Raw genomic sequence first — 18806 nt, forward strand, 5'->3', positions numbered from 1 at the left:
TTTGCAGCAAGCAATTGATAGAAAACGAATACACTTAAATTCAATTATTATGAGAAACTACTATTTAACTCTGTTACTAATATGCATTTGCGGCCTTTGCTTTGCACAGCAACAGACCAATGACATCAGTACTAAAAATCCGCCAAACAAAGAATGGAACTTCAACAATCTGGATGGATGGAAATACGGACATCAGGATAACAACCCGGATAATCAATGCATATTAGAGAATGGTTACTTACGGATCTTTACACGGGCTAACTCGGTGGATCGGAAAAAGGTTCACACTGTAGAACGGATTTATACAACAGGAAGATATACCTGGCGTACTCATATCCCGCAAATGGGAATAGGAGATCAATGTAGCGTGGGTTCGTGGATATACCATGACGACCAACATGAATTGGATTTTGAAGTCGGATATGGTAAAGATACAGTTCGCAAGGAGTTAAATGCAACTCCCGACGAAATGATTGCTTATATGACATCGCAGGCATATCCTTTTTCTTCCGTTCCTGTAGTAATCAAGACCGGATGGCATCTGTTCGAAATTGATCTGACATTAAAAAACGGGAACTATTACATCACCTGGTTAATAGACAACGAGCCCAAACATGAACTTCAACTGGAATTTGGGAAAGACATTGCATTCCATATTTTTTGCAGTGTAGAGAATCTTAAATTTATTGGAGACCAACCGGCACAGCAGGAAAATTCCGGATTGTTTGATTTCGTCAGATATACATATCATGACTAAATAAATGAACTTAGCACACATTTCTTAAAATCCCCCCAATTACATACCATGAGAACAACGTTCATTTCACTTTCTCGGATATTCATGAACATTTGTCTCAATGCGCAGGATAGAGCAGTTGATGAAAGTCATGCTCTCTAAATATAAAATAGCCCTCGCTACAAATCTGTAACGGGGGTATTTTTTAGAGGAGTCATTTCTCCTCTTGCTAATGTTTTGTTTATGTGCTTTTTATATCTGAATACATCAATCAGATAATCCCTCTCACTCTATCGTCAAATGCAGAAAGCGCAGCTTTCGCTCCTTCGCCCATAGAGATAATAATTTGCTTATAAGGAACCGTAGAAACATCTCCGGCTGCATAGATACCCGTCACATTCGTACGGCAATGTGCATCAATCATGATTTCGCCCGGACGGTTGGTTTCCACTATGTCGCGGAATACACTGCTATTCGCAGAAAGCCCAATTTGTACAAATACACCATCCAACTCAACCAAACGTTCCTCTTCCGTTTTGCGATCTTTGATGCGCAGGGCAGTCAGTTTATCACCATTTCCTATCACTTCCGTAGTCTGTGAACTTACAAACACTTCCACGTTCGGCAATGATTTAAGTCGATCTTGAAGTACACTGTCTGCTTTCAACTCATCCATAAATTCAAAAACAGTGACTTTGGAGCAGATACCAGCTAAGTCAATGGCTGCCTCAATGCCGGAATTTCCTCCACCTACTACTGCTACATGCTTTCCCTTATAAAACGGTCCATCACAATGAGGGCAGAAAGCAACACCACGACCGATATACTCCGCTTCTCCCGGAACATTCAGTTTACGCCAGCTTGCACCGGTTGCAATAATCAGTGCCGGAGCCAGGAATTTCTCCCCAACAGAGGTAATGATCTGCTTTTGTTTTCCAATCACTTCTACTTTTTCTACTTTACGATGCTCCAGCAAATCCACCGGATAACGCAACAAGTGTGTTTTCAGATTACCAGCAAGTTCATTTCCTGTCGTTTCCGGAACAGAAATTAGATTTTCAATACCCACCGTTTCTTTTACCTGTCCGCCAACACGCTCGGCCACGATAGCTACACGGAGTCCTTTACGGGCAGAATAAATAGCTGCCGATACTCCTGCAGGTCCTCCACCGGCTACAATCACATCATATTCTTTCACCTCTGCATTCGCTTTGATTTCGTCAATACCATATTGTTCTTCCAACTTGGCAAGCAATTCGCCAAATTCACCACGGCCTACATGAAGTAATTTTCCATCTGCAAAGACAGAGGGTACTCCTTGTATCTTCAGCGCATCTACTTCATCCTGATAAAGCGCACCGTCTACCATTTCATGCGCAATAGCCGGATTCAAAGTAGTCATTGCATTCAGAGCCTGCACTACGTCAGGGCAGTTCGTACAAGTCAACGAAACATAAGTGGTTAGATGTATCGGGCCTTTCAGTGCTTTCACACGGTTGCAAACAGCCTCATCAGGAAAGTTCTTTCCTTTGCCGTCCAGATTCAGGATAGCCAAAAGCAATGACGTGAACTCATGTCCGTTAGGAATACCCCGGAATGTGATTCCGGTACGATCACCATTCTTTAATAAAGTAAACTTCAATGCTTCTCCCTCATTCACCGAGCAAGTGATATGATCGGAACAATCCGCTACATCTCCCAGCAGCTCCAATAATTCTGTTTTGTTTTCGTGGCTGGATGATACGGATATATCAAAAGTAAAATTTGCCTCCAGCCCAGCAAAAATACCCTTTAGTTGTTCTTTTAATGCAGATTCTAACATACCTTTTTTCCTTTCATTTTTTTAAAAGAAAGGCCAGTAGCGTCTCCCGTTACCGGCCTCCCATAATCACCATTATCAAGATCTATCAAATCTTACCTACCAGATCAATGCTTGGTTTCAGGGTAGATTCACCCTTCTTCCATTTAGCCGGGCAAACTTCTCCGTCATGGCTGGCTACAAACTGTGCAGCTTCCACCTTACGAAGCAATTCACTTGCATCACGGCCAATATTGTTATCATTCAGTTCCACCACTTTAATCTTTCCTTCCGGATTGACAACGAATGTACCGCGATAAGCCATACCTTCTTCTTCGATATATACACCCAGTGCACGGCTCAAAGCGCCAGTCGGGTCTGCCAACATCGGGTATTGAATCTTGCGAATACTTTCAGAAGCATCATGCCAAGCTTTGTGCACGAAATGAGAGTCAGTACTTACCGAATAGATTTCTACACCCATCGCCTTGAACTGATCGTACTTTTCAGCCATATCCACCAATTCAGTAGGACATACAAAAGTAAAATCAGCAGGATAGAAGAAAAGAATCGCCCATTTACCTTTCAGGTCATTGTTGGTTACAGTCTTGAAAGCTCCGTTGTGAAAAGCCTGAACACTGAATTCAGGAAGTTGAGAATTTAAAATTGGTTCCATAATCTTTATTGCTTTTATTGTTATTAATTGGTTTGACTTATAACATCAGAAACAATCTTTTGTTTTTTGTTTCTGATGCAAAGATAAAGGCAGAAGTCCCGCCTTGCAAAAAATGTCCAATCGAATAATTCTATGTGGCGATAGATGAAACCGATAAGCAACTCTATTATTTAATTTCCAATTATCACATAGCATTATATCAACATACTAATGCAAACAATATGATATAAAAATCAATCAGCAGTCATCGCACGAAAATTTTCAATTCTATGAAAAGTGATAAAATTCGCATCATGATTATTTTTGGCTCCTCCTGTATTATCATCATAAGCAGTACGAGATACAAATATTATATCATTCTTTTCAAACAACCAATCAACATACTGGAATCCATGTCGTAAATGATCCGGATGAAACAATACCACTTTATGCCTTTTCCATTTTTTAAGGTCTAAAGATGAAACTAATGTCACCATATTACGAACAGAATTGGGAGATATTTGCTGCAAGGAATCCGGAACTTCATTTACCAAACTCCAGTAGCGTTGAGTAACGGTGTCATAACGAATTGTAAATTTCTTTGCAGCCCCGGGCATATCATAAAAATCAGAAGAAGCAAATGAGACAGAATCGCCAGACAAATTTACTTTAACCAATGCCATCACTTCTTTATGTCCTTTGGGTACTTGCACACGTAATACATCTACAACTTCCCCCGAAGGAGTTGCAACCACATTCCCTTCAAGCCAAGCCTGAAAACTACCATTCAAATAATCTGGGTTATAATACAAATGATTAGTTCTCGTCCAGTTTCCAGCATTCATCAAATCTGAATTCAAAGGAGCAGAAACAACCATTGCACTATAACGTTCTCCCCATTTCGTAGTTCGTGCCGTAGCATACTCTACAGCACGCCAAATACGTCCTTTATGAATAAGAACAGGAGTAGGAGCCGTATGATACTCCCCTTCTAATAAAAGTCCATTCTTTCCATCATAAGGAATCGTCCATGTTTTCCCATAATCATCCGACCTGCGTAACACTAAATTGCCATGATGCTTATTTGTACCTATAATATATAATGCTCCATTCAAGTAAAATAAAGTAGACCAAAATTGACCATTAATTTGTGAAATTCTTTTCCATGACTTACCTTTATCTACAGATACATATATTCTAGTAATAGCCGACTTAAACTCAGTAGAAGTAGGACCAAATTCATCATGAGAAACTATATAATTACCATCGGGTAAAATGCAGATACTTGGTGAACCAATGAAGCGGTCCAGATTAGCCGGAATATGGTTGATGACAACCCCGGGGGGAGAGTCAACCGGTTGTGCCCTCAAAACTTTTAGAGGAAACACTAAAATGAGCAACAAATAAATATACTTCATTTTCATACACACTAGCTATTTAAAATTAATAGAAAAGAGCCGGATTATTCAATCTATTATTGAGAAATGTATTTCCTGAAATTCTCTACTCTATGGAATGTACAATAATTAGCATTATGATATGAATCTGCCCCTCCATATTTATCATCGTAAGAAGTTCTGGAAACAAAGACAATATCATTTCCATCCACATGCCAGTCAATATACTGGAATGCGTGATATTTTACATCTTCATGGAACAGTACTTCTTCATGTATTTCCCACTCCCTTAGATTTTTAGAACTGCACAGAACCAGTGAATTACGAACATTACCAGGAACCGTAGTAAAAAACTCATCTCTGACATTATTAGACAAAGTCCAATATCTCGCCGTAGCTTCATCATACCTGATAGTAAACTTCTTCGCTCCTCCGGGCATTTGAGCAAACCCCGTTTCCGGATTAAAACTAATTTGTGTACCATCATCACTTACATCAATAATGGCAACCTCTTCTTTTACACTTGCAGGAACTTCAACACGCATAATCAATTTCATCTTCCCATCAGGTCCGACCACTGCATTTCCTTCAAGCCATCCACCAAAATATCCATTCAAATAAGTCGAATTATAAGGTAATGAGTTAGATTGCTGCCAACTGGTTGCTTTCATTAAATCAGAGCCGACCGGAGCAGACATCATCATAGCGCAAAACTCTTTCGGCCATCCTGATATAACAGAACTATAACACTCCATCGCCCTCCAAATCCTATTATTATGTACAACTACAGGAACCGGAGCTGTATGGTACTTACCCGTAAAGATTAGTCCATTATCCGATGAGACATTACTTGTCCACGTTGTACCATTATCTGTTGATTTTCTTATAACCACATTTCCTGATGGTGCATCAACTCCCATGATATATACTGCACCTTCATAAAGAAACAGGTTCGACCAAGCTTGTCCATTAGTTATAGATGCTATCTTGTCCCATGTATCTCCTTTATCAGTTGATTTAAATATATGAGTAACTTTTGGAACCGGACAATTTGGCCCGCCCTCTTCACACGAAATCAAATAATCCCCATTTGGCAGGATACAAATACTAGGCGAACTAGGATAAATCCTGGACGATTTCTTATAATGGCAAACAATGGTTCCCGGAAAGTTTTCACTCGTTTCTTCAACTACAGAAGTAAACTGTCCGAACTCATGCTCACCACAACAAATTATTGACATGGCAACAAGTGCCAATCCTATACTTTTAATCATATTCTTTAATATTTTTCCCATACCAATATGCATTTTATTTTCCTATTCTACTACTTCTTCTTCATAACCAAATTGCTTCACTCTGGCCTGTACAGTAGTGTGATTATACTGCTTCGAATCCTCAAACTCAAAAAAGATAGTCTTTACCTCTTTAGGCATCAAAATAATATAATCATCACTTTGAATTACAGGTAAGATTCGCTTGCCACTTTCTTTTTCAACCAAACGGCTACGTACAGCAAAGGCAGGTACATCACTTTTATTAGTTATACGCAGGTCTAAATAATAACGTCCCTCTTTAGCCTCTCTTCGCGAAATATAATAGCTCAATTGCGCTTTAGGTAAAGAAGTCAACGCCCTACAATTTCCTTTCTGCTTTCCAAACCAATAATCATTTGAAGAAACGGTTTTGCCTTGTGAATTTTTTAAAGCCAGACGTAAGAAATTTACATCTGTCAATTCTTCCATTCCTGTTGAGTCAGAGAAAAGCCGGAAACAATTCATGGCACTATTCTCCAAGACATTCATCTTCTCAGATAATCTCAACGAAGTTATTTGTTTGCCATGTTGGTTAAACACCATCGCAACAGCTGTCATATCATCATATTTTTTATATGTAGAATTAGTAATCATAATATTATCCGTATGGCTATCCCATAAAATATGTAAAGGTTCACAACCTTTTTTCGCTCCCCAATATGCACCTGTCAAGTCATAATAATAATCATAAGTTTGCCATACAAACGAAGGATATGCAGACTGGCTCATCCAAATCATAATGCCTGACGCATCATTCCACATCTTACTACTCCATGCTTCAAACATCGCTTTATTGGTTTCTATATTAACGAGTTGTGCCTTCTCACAAAAATCTTCAATACTCGTAGGAGAGCCATAAGTCTCAACAATAGTTTTCTCATACACATCCGGTCCGCCATTTTTCGCCAGTGAGCCAAAAAAATGTTTATTCCACATTTCCGTTTTAGGCCACCAATCCTCTTTGGGCATAAATTCTTTAAAGCTTTCAAATGTTGTGAAAACAGCTGTTCCAATCTCACTACGAAGTCCCCAACCTCTATTTTTAGGATATTTATCACCTAAAAAACTATTGCTTGCATCTGCAAAGTAGAAACTCGGCTTATAGTTTTTCCAAAGCCCACTTCCCGACAACCCATTCCCTTTTCTGGAATCAGATTGATAATGCCTGCTTGAAGCATCGTAGACTGCAATATATTCTGCCAAATTCCTATCTAAGGATTCCCCGGTACCATAATTACCGGGGGTTCCCTCATTCTCACCACACCAAACAACAATACTCGGATGATTCCTAAAACGTTTGATTTTCTCTACTGCATTTCTATTAAAGTCATCAGGAAACTCGGGAACTCCAAATTTAGAATTCAGCCAGAAATCATCCCAAACCATAATACCGTATAAATCACATGCTTCATAAAACTCTTTATCAGTCGTAGACCCCATCCAGTTACGGATTATATTAAAGTTCATTTCCTTATGAAGACGCACTTTTGTAAAGTACTCTTTTCCACGACAGCGTAGAAGATATTCAGACATTCCCCAATTACCACCTTTCAAAAAAGTCCGTTTGCCATTGACATAAATATTAAAAACACCATTTTCATCTGTACGATATGTATATTCCCTAATACCAAACGTTATTTGTTTTTCATCGGATATTCTTCCATTAACCGCAATAGCCAATTTACATTCATACAGATTAGTTTCTCCCATGCCATTCGGCCACCATAAACGAGGCTCCTTTATACGCAGTTCTTTAATTACGCGACCGTCTAATATTATAGTTTGAGCAGTATCCGCTTCCAGCAACAGCTCTTTGCGAAACTTTATGTTTCCCGGAGTAATCACTCCCGATAATTCAACAACTACTTTACGAGAAGAACAATTCTCTATTTCCGTCGAAATTTCAACTTCGGCGAATTCTGCCCGATTATGTAATTTCGTACGAATCCACGGATCTTGCAGAGTCACATCCTGAGTAAAAGTCAAATATACATTATCTGTAATACCTGTATTAAGTCCCGGGACATAGGGCATCCAATCCCAACCTGCACTTGACAAGTAAGTAGGACTTGCCAAATTTGCAAATTTCTCCTCCGGATGCCGACGCTGATTAGGCAATGAAACGATAACTGATAAAAGATTCGTCCCCTTCTTATTGATTAGTTTAGTCACATCAAACCGCCCCCGCATCATCATTCCCTTTAACGAACCTAACAAATTGTTATTCAAATAAATCTCCCCAGAACGATTAATTCCATCAAAGTTCAACCATATTCTTTTCTGAGCCAAATCTTTATTCTCCGGAACGTTAAACTCAAGCCTGTAAATATGATCTTTATTATATTTATCCTTATCCACTTGATAGATATTATCTCCGAAATTAGGTTCTTTTTCAAGTCCGGCATTAACCGCATCAACAAAAATGGTACCCGGCACTGTGGCCGGTATCCATTCTGTCTCATTAAAAAATTTCGTCGATAAATCATCCTTATGATAATCCTTCACATACCATAATGCATTATTTTCCCCGCTATTCAGAGAATACTTCATTTGAGAGAAGCTCTGGAGAGAGAAACATAATGTTATAAATAAACAAATAAAATTCTTCATTTCTTATTCTATTAGTTACAGCGATTCATCATTTCTTTTCATATCCAGGAGTTTGCTTTATCTTAGGATTACGGCTGATGGTATCATCATTGACCGGCAATAAGAGAATATTACCTTGATTATCATTTTCTCGTCCAGCTAATGTGGGCACCCTATTGAATACCTCACCGAACCGAATCAAGTCAAACCAGGATTTACATTCCCCTGCAAACTCAATCATACGCTCATCCAATAAAGCAGCCTTAAATTCCTCTCCTGCCAAAGTTTTCGGGTAATGCTCCTTTTCATTATAAGCACGTGCAACCACATCATTCAAATACTCCACAGCTTTCGGATAGTTACCCTGTTCCGCCAATATCTCAGCTTTAAACAGATAAGCTTCGGCCAAGCGGTAAATACGGGTGTCAGTAGTAAACACGCGGGTAACTCCATTCATCTCTCCCATGTACTTCAAAGTATACCGATAATTAACTCCACCGGATTCTATATCCGAACTTATATATCCAACACGGGTATCTCCAGATGTGCGATTACGATAGTTATCATAAAATAACTTCGAAAAATTCATACGATTGGCAGAAGTTGCAACCGGAATCGGGTTGTTCCTTAAAGCGGCAGGGACTAAAGTAGAAGATTGAGCCAATAAAGAACCATATTGGCTTGAATTTTCATCCTTATCATAATAGATTGAAAAAATAATTTCCGTATTTCCCTCTTTGTCGAAGACATTCTTATAGCTGCCTTGTAAACTCAATGCCGTTTTTGGTAAAGCCAGTATCTCATCAACAGATTTCTCTGCTTTAGTCAAGTAATCCGCATTGGCTTCTTCAACTTTATACATCCATAAGTAAATATCAGCGCGTAACATTAAAATTGCCGCTCTTGATATTTTACAACGGTCTTTTATTTCGTTCGAAAGATATAGTTGTTCTGCATTCTCTATATCTGATTTTATAGTCTCATATACAGTCGATTTAGGAGAACGTTCCGGATACAATTGAGGATCATCCAAAGATGATACAAAGTTAGTGATCAAAGGAACATCTCCCCATAAACGTACCAGATTAAAATAACACCATGCTCTTACCGCATATGCTTCGGCCAAGAGTTCATCATGTAAAGTCGTATTATGGAATGTAACCCGGTCAATATTAGTAATTACAGCATTAGTCTGAGAAACAATATTATATAAATTGGCCCAGTTTGTATCATTCAGATTGGACGTTATCTGGTTATTAATATAAGAACCTATACCACTGGATGTAAACCCCGGTGCTATATTTCCAGAACGGGCTTCAAACCAATACATCCACTTCCAAGCATCCAATTGGCCTCTCATTTTGGAATATATTCCATCAACAGCAGACTGGACATCACTCTCTGTTTCCCAGTATGACTCATTAGATACGACACTGTCCGGCAGAATATCCAAACTGCATGAGTTTAATACAGATAAACTCACAAATAAACAAATTAGTTTTATTTTTTTCATGACTATATACATATTAGAAAGTTAAATTAAGTCCTAATGTCCATATCCTTGGTTGAGGATAATTACCATCGCTCAAATTTCTGCTGGCCGAGCTATATTCAGTCATGTAACCCGGATATTGAGAAAAGCAATATATATTCTGACCTGAAAAATAAACTTGCGCAGCTTTTATCTGCGTTTTATTCAGAATTGTCCTTGGAAAATTATAACTGACTTTCAATTCACGGAATGACAAATAATCACCTTTATAAGTATTCTCATCTGAAGTTCTGTAATGATTCCACTGACCGTTATCGCTGCCATCTTCCACATCGAAACGAGCATAGCGTGTTTTAGCTGCATCACCAGGAACAGACCAGTAATTTAAGACATCCTTAGTCGGATTCAGATAGCCAGATTGTGCCCCAGAATTTACCAGACTTATCTGCCGGTCATAAATCACATGCCCCAATGCATAATCAAAACTTGCATAAATCTCAAAATCCCTGATTTTTACCGTAGTATTAAAACCACCAGTCGTTGTAGGAACCAAATAACCTAACACAAATTGGTCTTTTGCAGTAATCGTACCACTACCGTCCTTATCAACCCATTCATAGTCTCCCGCTATTTTACGACCTTTCTCATAAGTTTGAGTTACCGGATCATAACCAGCTGCACGTTCATCATACATAGCTTCTGAAGCTGCCTTATCATTATCTAAAATATGGCTGACTTTATATCCTATAACACTATACAGACGTTCCCCTTCAGCGATACCACCAATGCCGGCATAATAATCATCTGCAAACAAAGTCCCGTTCATCCTATTTTTATAGTTACCATTCTCCGGTAATTTCAGGACCTTATTCATATTATAACTGATATTACCTCCAACGTTCCAACTAAAATCCTTTCCTGCAAAAATATTCCAATCAGCTTGCACTTCGTACCCCCAGAATCTGACTTTTCCAACATTCTTATCTACCGTACCAAACCCACTTGTATTCGGCAACTTATCATTGAACAACAAGTCACGTGTCACCTTATTATAGTAATCAAATGAAAAGTTTATACGATTATTGAGAAATGCCAAATCAAAGCCTATATCGACTTGCCCTGAGCTTTCCCAAGTCAGACTTGTATTAGGAAGAGCACTTGGCATATAGGCACTGGAACCCTGATAAGCTGTAGTCGGAGCCCACAAACCTTGATAATCAAAACGTCCAATTGAATTATTACCAGTCATTCCGTAACTAGCACGAATTTTCGCCAGAGATAACCATGAAAGGTTCTTCATAAAATTTTCCTCACTCATAATATATCCAGCAGAGATTCCAGGAAAATACCCCCACCTATTACCGGCTGCGAAACGAGAAGAACCATCAGCCCGCAAAGAAGCGGTTAATAAGTATCTTGATTTATAACCATAAGTTACACGTCCAAAAAAACTGTTCATGCGTTCACGTTGACGGGTTGAAGATGCCTTAGTGTATTCTGAAGCTCCATTCAATGTTATAATATCATCACGGCTTCCACCATATGCTTCTGCACTATAATCATACAAATTATAATATAAACTTGATGCACCAATTACTGATTGAATCTTATGTTCAGAAGCAAACTCTTTATTATAGCTCAAGGTAAAATCTAATTGGGAAGTCTGATTATTACTACCATAATAATTCGCATCTCTCAGATTATTATAATAATTATTTTTCTCGAAATATTCACGATGCATAACTGCAACATTATAAGAGCCCTCTACTTTAGCTGTCAAACCATTCAGTATTTCCCATGACAAACCTATTTTTCCTTTTCCACCCCAATCTGCACGTTCGTTTACAATGTTGTCAATCAAATAAAGTGGATTTCTATAATCCTTATCTTTTCCAGGAGAATCAGTTCCATCCGCCATCAACCCTCGAATTGTAGGAGCCAAGTGTACACCTCTGGAAAAAATAGCAGACTCACTGGCATAGGGAGTGGAGTTAATCTTATGAGCAGATAAATTGGTTGTTAATTTTAAATTCTTAGTAATAGCATAACTATGATTCAATCTTAAAGTTATATTATCCCATGAGCGCTTGGGAGTGTATCCATTATCACCGACATACCCCAAACTAACCATATACTTCATTTTCTCCGTTCCCCCATTAAGCCCCACATAAGCATTGACAATATTGCCACCTTCAAACAGTTCATCTTCAATATCATTATCCTCAAAGATAAGCACCTTATTGGGAGAAATAGGATCCCACATCCAGTTCCATCCGGGTGCTAAGCTTTCTCCATGTTTCAAGTAACGAGTCGAGAATGAACTATTATCCAGATTTCCTGTACCTGCCGGATGAGCCTTTTGGAGCAAATTTGCATAAGGACTGCGTGCGAGTGCCGGACGCATAACACTTAAATATTCTGTAGAGTTCAACCGGTCAATCTGTTTGGATGCATTTTGGAACCCGTACGATACATTTACCGTTACCGTTGGTTTAGAAGATTTTCCCTCTTTAGTTGTTATCAAAATGATACCGTTTGAGGCTCTCGAACCATATATCGAAGTTGAAGCAGCATCCTTCAAGATTTCAATAGATGCGATATCCTGGGAATTCACATTCGATAATGCCCCGGGTACTCCATCAATCAAGATCAAAGCATCATTACTCTTATTTATAGACGAACCGCCACGAATAGTAATCGAAGCTTGACTGCCCGGAGCACCCGAAGTACTAAAGACTCGCAGACCAGTCGTTTTACCTTTCAATGCATTTGATACTGTTGTACCGACCACCTTGTTCAAGTCTTCTCCCGATACCCTTGAAATAGAAGAAGTAACTTCTCGCCGACTTAATGTTCCATAACCGACTACTACTACCTCATCAAGTAATTGAACATCTGATTTTAATATAATTTCCAACGGTTTGGAATCTGCGACAATTAATGAATACTTCTCATATCCGATATAAGTAACAGATATCTTTTCACCCTTATGAACCAAGACCTTGAAATTTCCGTCAATATCAGTAATAGTCCCTTTAGATGTACTTTCCAAATAAATAGTTGCACCGATAATGGGATTCAAGTCTTCATCCAATACACGCCCTGTTACAGTAAAATTTGAGTTTCCAGTCTGAGCCCAAAGACCTAAAGTAGGGAAAATCAACATAAAAATACCTATACAACAAAAATATTGTAGCTTGGACTTATATATATTATAGCTTTTCATAATCTTTTTATTCTTCATTTATGTATTTAATCAAGGTTACATCATCTATCAGCATCGTTGAGTTCTGCGCATTATTCTGCAAACAAAGCACTATATCGGTACGATCAACTAATGAAGCATTAAGAGCACTCTCATAGGTAATACTAGCCTTTTGGTCGGTAATTTTGGAAAAGTCTATAACATAGGAGAATTCTACCCATTCAGAAGACAAAAGACAATTCTTACAATAAGCCCAGTATTTTCCTGTGGGAGAAGTCGGCTTTTCCGTATCATAAATAAAATAACGTTCCACAACATTTCCCGCAGCATCAGTGGCTTTTATAAATATACGGCAAGTCGGGGTCCCACCACTACTTTTTCCCTTAAAAGAAAATGTGTATAGCGCCGGTTCTACCACACCTTTAATCCGTTGGGCAATAAAAGCTCTAGTCGGATCCGCATTAGGAATAGAAGTTGTGGTATTCATCATTTTACCGACTGTTTCCTGTTCGCCGTCATAAGCCGTAGAAAAAGAAATTGTACTGGGGTAATTATTCAGTACAACCCACTCATTATAAATAATTGGAGAATCTGTTAGCTTACGTTCCAGGTCGGCAGTCTCAAAATCAGCATCATGTATAAGATTTACAGGAATATCCCCACCTGGAGTATCTTCTACATCTTCTTCAAACTCTGTAGGAAGAGGCGCAATTTCTTCTTTATCCTCACAAGATGAAAGTCCTACAATAAGTGCAAAAAGCATTAAAAAAAAGGTTCTTTTCTTCATAATACAAATGTAATTAGGTTGACATTATTTTTCTTAAATCAATATAATTCCGCACATTCAAAAACTTCTAATCCATCTCAAAATACTTATCCGTATTTCCTCCTCATATATAAACTTATTACGCATCCACCATCCATGGCCGCCTTCTGACAGGATTCGTATTTCCGATTTAACGCCATTATTTAATAACGCATTATAAAAATTCAGGCCATTTAAATAAGGTACTGCCTGGTCATCCGATGATAATATGATAAAAGTCGGGGAAGTATCAGCAGACACGTGTTTATCCATCGAATAAATATTTCTCCATTTTTGCTCATCTGCTTTAACTCCCAAAAGATGTTCACGAGTCTGAAAATTAGAGTATGACATAGATATAGCCGGATAAACCAATATTCCAAAATTGACCATATTCTTTTTTGAAGTAAACCCGGTCAATAAAGCAGCAGCTAAATGCCCACCGGCGGAAAATCCCATGACTCCAATCTTATCTTTATCTATACCCAATTTCTCAGATTGTTCGTGAATAACTTCCAAAGCTCGTATGCCGTCATTTATCGTTACCTGTGGATCACCTTTTGGCAATCGATACTTAAGAATAAAAGCTGCAATCCCATTCTTGGCCAACCATTTTGCACTTCCATAGCCTTCGTGAGAAATAGCTATATAAGAATAAGCTCCACCGGGGATAAGCAGTACAGCATGGTTCAGACCGGTTCTATTCTCAGGCAGATAACCTAATAATTCAGGAGAAAACACCTCGCGAATATATCCTGAACTATCAATTTTGTCAGTTTTGGGTTCTTGTTGTTCATAAAGTTTTAAATGTACATCTTGAGCATACACCCTACATGTAAGTAATAAAAGGAACAGAAATACATGTTTCTTATACTTCATAATCCTAGAAATCATTTTTTAGTTGGTTATTGTCATTTCTTTGCAATATCACCGTTCTCTATTTGTAGAGCGGACCATATGTTGCACATGCCTTGAAATCGGCACTTTCTTTATCCATCCCAAATGATGCCCATGCAGTAGGACGGAATATTCTTTCTTTAGATACGTTGTGCATACATACCGGTATTCGCAACATAGAAGCGAGAGTGATAAGCTCCGCACCAATATGCCCATAACACAAAGCACCATGATTAGCCCCCCAATTTGCCATTACAGAATAGACACTATCAAATGCTTCATGACTGGTGAGACGTGGAACGAACCAGGTTGTAGGCCAAGTTTTATCCGTTCGTTTATCAACAGCTTCAGCCACCTTATCAGGAAGTTCGACACTCCATCCTTCTGCTATCTGCAAAACCGGTCCCAAGCCATCTACCATGTTTATCCGGGACATTGTCATAGGCATGCCCCCTTTGCTCATATAATTGGAAGAATAACCGCCGCCTCTGAAGTATTCCAATGAAGCCGGATACCATTGAGTAGCATCAAGACATCTCTGTACGTCTTCATTCGTTATTTCCCAGTAAGGTTTCATCACCGGACATCCATTTTCAGTCATCTGCCCCGACCCGTCGAGTGTACAAGAACCTGAATTGATTAAATGAATAAAACCATTTGAGGCAGTACCTTCCAGTTTAATTCCCGTAACCCGTTCTATAGCCTCAGGACTCCAGTAAGTACGGACATCGGCAAAAAGTTGGGAAGTATTAGTCAACAGATGCCCCAGCAACATTGCAGTCGCATTCAGATGATCATTTTCTGTAGCAACAATAAAAGCCTTACGAATGCCATTCCAGTCGAAAGAAGAATTTAAAATAGCTTCACTAAAATCGCCATTAGGAAGAAAGTCAGTCCATTGCCGCTGTCCTTGGAAACCACCCATAATCGCATTATGCCCCATAGCTTCTTCCTCATACCCCATTTCCTTCAGAATCGGATTTCCAATCATCATATCACGGATAATAAGCGTCATTTTCACCACAAATTCCCATTCTTGCTCTTTTTGCTCACGAGTATGTTGTAAGTGAGACGGATTATAATCTGTTCCCTCTTTGCAATTTATCCGAGTCCATGCCATTGCCTTTTCAAACTCCGTCCGGTCATAAATTCCCAATTCTATCCGGCGCAGAATTTCAACTGATTCCGCATATTCAGTACGCATACCCAAATATTTCTGCAAGAACATCGCATCTACCTGCGAACCGGCAATTCCCATTGAACAATACCCGACAGATAAATAAGATTTCCCTTTCATTTGTCCGACAGCCAAGGCAGCACGGGCAAAACGCAAAAGCTTCTCTTTCACATCTTCCGGAATCGTATTATCAGATGCATCTTGTACATCTTTTCCATAAATCCCAAAAGCGGGCAATCCCTTTTGATTATGTCCGGCCAATGCAGCAGCCAGATATACTGCCCCCGGACGCTCCGAACCATTAAATCCCCAAATAGCTTTTGGCAAAAGCGGATCCATATCAATTGTCTCAGAACCATAGCACCAACAGGGAGTAACCGAAAGTGTAGCACAGACATTCTCATCTGCAAATTTGCAGGCACATGCAGCAGCTTCTGCAACACCTCCTATTGTAGTATCAGCAATAACGCACTCTACAGGAGCGCCATCTATATAGCGCAGATTTTCGCTATACAAACGGGCTACGCTACGAGCCATTTCCATTGTCTTTTCTTCCAAGGATTCACGGATTCCTCTCCTTCTGCCGTCAATAATCGGACGGATTCCGATTTTCGGATGATTTGTTTTCATATTCCTTATTCTTTGATATTTAATCGACTTTCATTTTAACCACCAGCTTTTTCACAGTTACTTGTTCTTTTTCTTTCACACATGGACGATGTACATCCTGGGGGAAGAAAATAAAGAAATTTCCCGGAGTAGCCTTTCTTAATGTACCGCCATTAGAAGTATAAAAAGCAATATCTTTCTCCTCATTATATGGCTGCATTTCTTTCAATAAAGTAGTATCTCTTAAAATGCCAATATACTCACTACCGGAAATCAGATACTGTATATCAATGTACTTTCTATGTGCTTCATAAAGTGCATCCCCCGGTTCTTTCGTTTCATATTCACTAATCGTGATATAGACATCTTCACTCAATTCAATTCGTCCTAAAGGCAAACTATCCAAATTGGTATGAGCTAAATAATCAAAAGTTTGTTCCCAACGTTCGGGATACATCTGATAGTGTTTCTCCCATTCGACCAAATCAGTCATAGAATCAGGCAAAGCAGCAAACAAAGTGCTGACACTATTTCCATCAAAAGTGACACATTTCATCGTTTTCTCCTTTTCATTCTGTTTCTTCTTAGAAGCTGTATTACATGCACACAGCACCCCAACTATCGATATCAGATAAATTATTTTCATCATTTCTTCATTTTTACTAAATGCATACTGATAAATCCAACCAAGAAAATTACAATTGTTCCGAAGACAATCGTCAGGTTAGCATGGAAAGGACTTGCATATTCTCCCATAAAACCATCTGTAAAGAAAATAGGAGACAAGCTCATCCATACTACCACGATAATGCCACAGATTACTCCCAGGACCGCATCCACATTGCGGGACTTTTTTGAAACATAGCCCAACAGAAAGAGCCCCAGCATTCCCCCACTAAAAATAGAAGATAAAGCCCACCAGGCGTCTAATGCACTTTCTACATTCAAAAATGCCAATGCCACAAAAATGCCGATTATCCCTACCAAGACATTAAAAAAATACAAAGCCTTCACCGACTGCTTCTCCGTCGGTTGCCTATTCACATAGCGGGCATAATAATCAGTCAGAATAATTGTGGCAGAACTAGTGATGCTTGTAGCTACCGTACTCATTCCCGCAGCAAAAATTGAAGCGATCAACAATCCGGTAAGCCCCGTGGGAAGCACATGAACTATAAAGTACGGAAAAACTGCATCCCCTTCCATCCCTACTGGAAGTGTTTCCGGAAATGCCTTATAATAGGCATATAATGCAGTACCTATCAGAAAAAATACAGCCGAAACAGGAATAAACAAATACCCCCCAAAAAGAGCAGAGAATTTTGCTTGTTTCTCATCTTTAGCTGTCAGATAGCGTTGTACGTAGTTTTGGTCTATTCCGTAATTTTGCAGGTTAATAAATATCCCATAAACAAGGCATACCCAAAAGGTAGATTCCGTCAAACTACTTCCAAAACTTCCCAAACTGAATTTATGGTCGGTAACTGCAATCCGAAAAACTTGAGCCGGCCCTTCCGGCATTTTAAACATCAATACACAAAGACACGCTAAAGCACCGCCAATCAAAATAAATCCTTGTATAGCTTCTGTCCATATTACAGCTTTCAAACCGCCCAACATTGAATAAGCAATAATAGCAATACTGGTTATTACAATAATCGTTTTGATATCCCAGCCCAATAACGCGTTCATAGGCAGCGCAAGTAAATACAAAATAGAACCCATCCGGGCAAATTGTGTCAACAGATAACAAACAGAAGCATAAATTCGAGCCCAGGGACCGAACCGTTCCTCCAAAAAGCTATAAGCCGACACACTTCCAATCGAACGATAGAAGGGGACGAAGTACTTGGCGGCAAAATAGGAAGCGATCGGGATAGACAGACTAAATACGAATGCATTCCAATCCGCCATATATGCTTTACCCGGATAAGCCAAATAACTGATACTGCTTACATAAGTCGCGAAAATAGACATTCCTACAACCCACCCCGGAAGGGCACGCCCCGCGGAAGTGAACTCTTCAGACGAACGTTTCTTGCTGAAGAAAGAGCAGCCAAAGACCACAACCCCTCCCGTAAAGAATAAAAATATAATAATATCGAGAATAGACATAGCCGTTCTTTTTACCAG

The 18806-nt window shown here is 39.1% G+C and carries 13 protein-coding genes; 1 reads left to right on the forward strand and 12 read right to left on the reverse strand.

Annotated features, from left to right (window positions below; translation table 11 throughout):
* Nucleotides 1–49: 49 nt before the first annotated feature.
* Nucleotides 50–757 carry a LamG domain-containing protein gene (locus HMPREF9009_RS02025; RefSeq protein ID WP_049701303.1) on the forward strand — a complete coding sequence of 236 codons (708 nt, stop codon included), beginning with the start codon at nt 50–52 and terminating at the stop codon, nt 755–757.
* 250 nt (nt 758–1007) lie between these two features.
* Here HMPREF9009_RS02025 and ahpF read toward each other — a convergent pair whose 3' ends face one another.
* The 12 genes from ahpF to HMPREF9009_RS02085 form a co-directional block, all read right to left on the reverse strand.
* On the reverse strand, nt 1008–2558 hold the full coding sequence (gene ahpF, locus HMPREF9009_RS02030; protein ID WP_049701304.1) for an alkyl hydroperoxide reductase subunit F: 1551 nt from the start codon (nt 2556–2558) through the stop codon (nt 1008–1010).
* Between the two features lie 85 nt (nt 2559–2643).
* The gene (gene ahpC / locus HMPREF9009_RS02035; RefSeq protein ID WP_004307892.1) at nt 2644–3210 is read right to left on the reverse strand and encodes an alkyl hydroperoxide reductase subunit C; all 567 of its coding nucleotides are present in this window, start codon (nt 3208–3210) and stop codon (nt 2644–2646) included.
* Nucleotides 3211–3443: 233 nt separating this feature from the next.
* A complete protein-coding gene (locus tag HMPREF9009_RS02040; RefSeq protein ID WP_232313560.1) occupies nt 3444–4613 on the reverse strand; it encodes an exo-alpha-sialidase in 1170 nt (389 codons plus the stop codon).
* A gap of 50 nt (nt 4614–4663) precedes the next feature.
* Nucleotides 4664–5881 (reverse strand): sialidase family protein, encoded by a 1218-nt coding sequence (locus HMPREF9009_RS02045; protein WP_147393824.1) that lies wholly within the window; start codon nt 5879–5881, stop codon nt 4664–4666.
* Between the two features lie 21 nt (nt 5882–5902).
* A complete protein-coding gene (locus HMPREF9009_RS02050; protein ID WP_049701306.1) occupies nt 5903–8509 on the reverse strand; it encodes a glycoside hydrolase family 2 protein in 2607 nt (868 codons plus the stop codon).
* Between the two features lie 28 nt (nt 8510–8537).
* On the reverse strand, nt 8538–10001 hold the full coding sequence (locus HMPREF9009_RS02055; RefSeq protein ID WP_162487396.1) for a RagB/SusD family nutrient uptake outer membrane protein: 1464 nt from the start codon (nt 9999–10001) through the stop codon (nt 8538–8540).
* 13 nt (nt 10002–10014) lie between these two features.
* Nucleotides 10015–13206, reverse strand: coding sequence for a SusC/RagA family TonB-linked outer membrane protein (locus HMPREF9009_RS02060; protein ID WP_162487397.1), 3192 nt, complete (start codon nt 13204–13206; stop codon nt 10015–10017).
* Nucleotides 13207–13213: 7 nt separating this feature from the next.
* Nucleotides 13214–13972 carry a DUF4627 domain-containing protein gene (locus HMPREF9009_RS02065; RefSeq protein ID WP_049701309.1) on the reverse strand — a complete coding sequence of 253 codons (759 nt, stop codon included), beginning with the start codon at nt 13970–13972 and terminating at the stop codon, nt 13214–13216.
* 57 nt (nt 13973–14029) lie between these two features.
* The gene (locus tag HMPREF9009_RS02070) at nt 14030–14869 is read right to left on the reverse strand and encodes an alpha/beta hydrolase (RefSeq protein ID WP_049701310.1); all 840 of its coding nucleotides are present in this window, start codon (nt 14867–14869) and stop codon (nt 14030–14032) included.
* Between the two features lie 58 nt (nt 14870–14927).
* A complete protein-coding gene (locus HMPREF9009_RS02075; RefSeq protein WP_118218628.1) occupies nt 14928–16694 on the reverse strand; it encodes an L-fucose isomerase in 1767 nt (588 codons plus the stop codon).
* Nucleotides 16695–16713: 19 nt separating this feature from the next.
* Nucleotides 16714–17322 (reverse strand): NanQ anomerase/TabA/YiaL family protein, encoded by a 609-nt coding sequence (locus tag HMPREF9009_RS02080; protein ID WP_049701312.1) that lies wholly within the window; start codon nt 17320–17322, stop codon nt 16714–16716.
* Nucleotides 17319–18788, reverse strand: coding sequence for a sodium:solute symporter family protein (locus HMPREF9009_RS02085; protein WP_049701313.1), 1470 nt, complete (start codon nt 18786–18788; stop codon nt 17319–17321). Before HMPREF9009_RS02085 ends, HMPREF9009_RS02080 begins: the two co-directional genes overlap by 4 nt.
* Between the last annotated feature and the right edge of the window lie 18 nt (nt 18789–18806).

The sequence above is a fragment of the Bacteroides sp. 3_1_13 genome (assembly GCF_001185845.1).
Taxonomy (GTDB): domain Bacteria; phylum Bacteroidota; class Bacteroidia; order Bacteroidales; family Bacteroidaceae; genus Bacteroides; species Bacteroides xylanisolvens.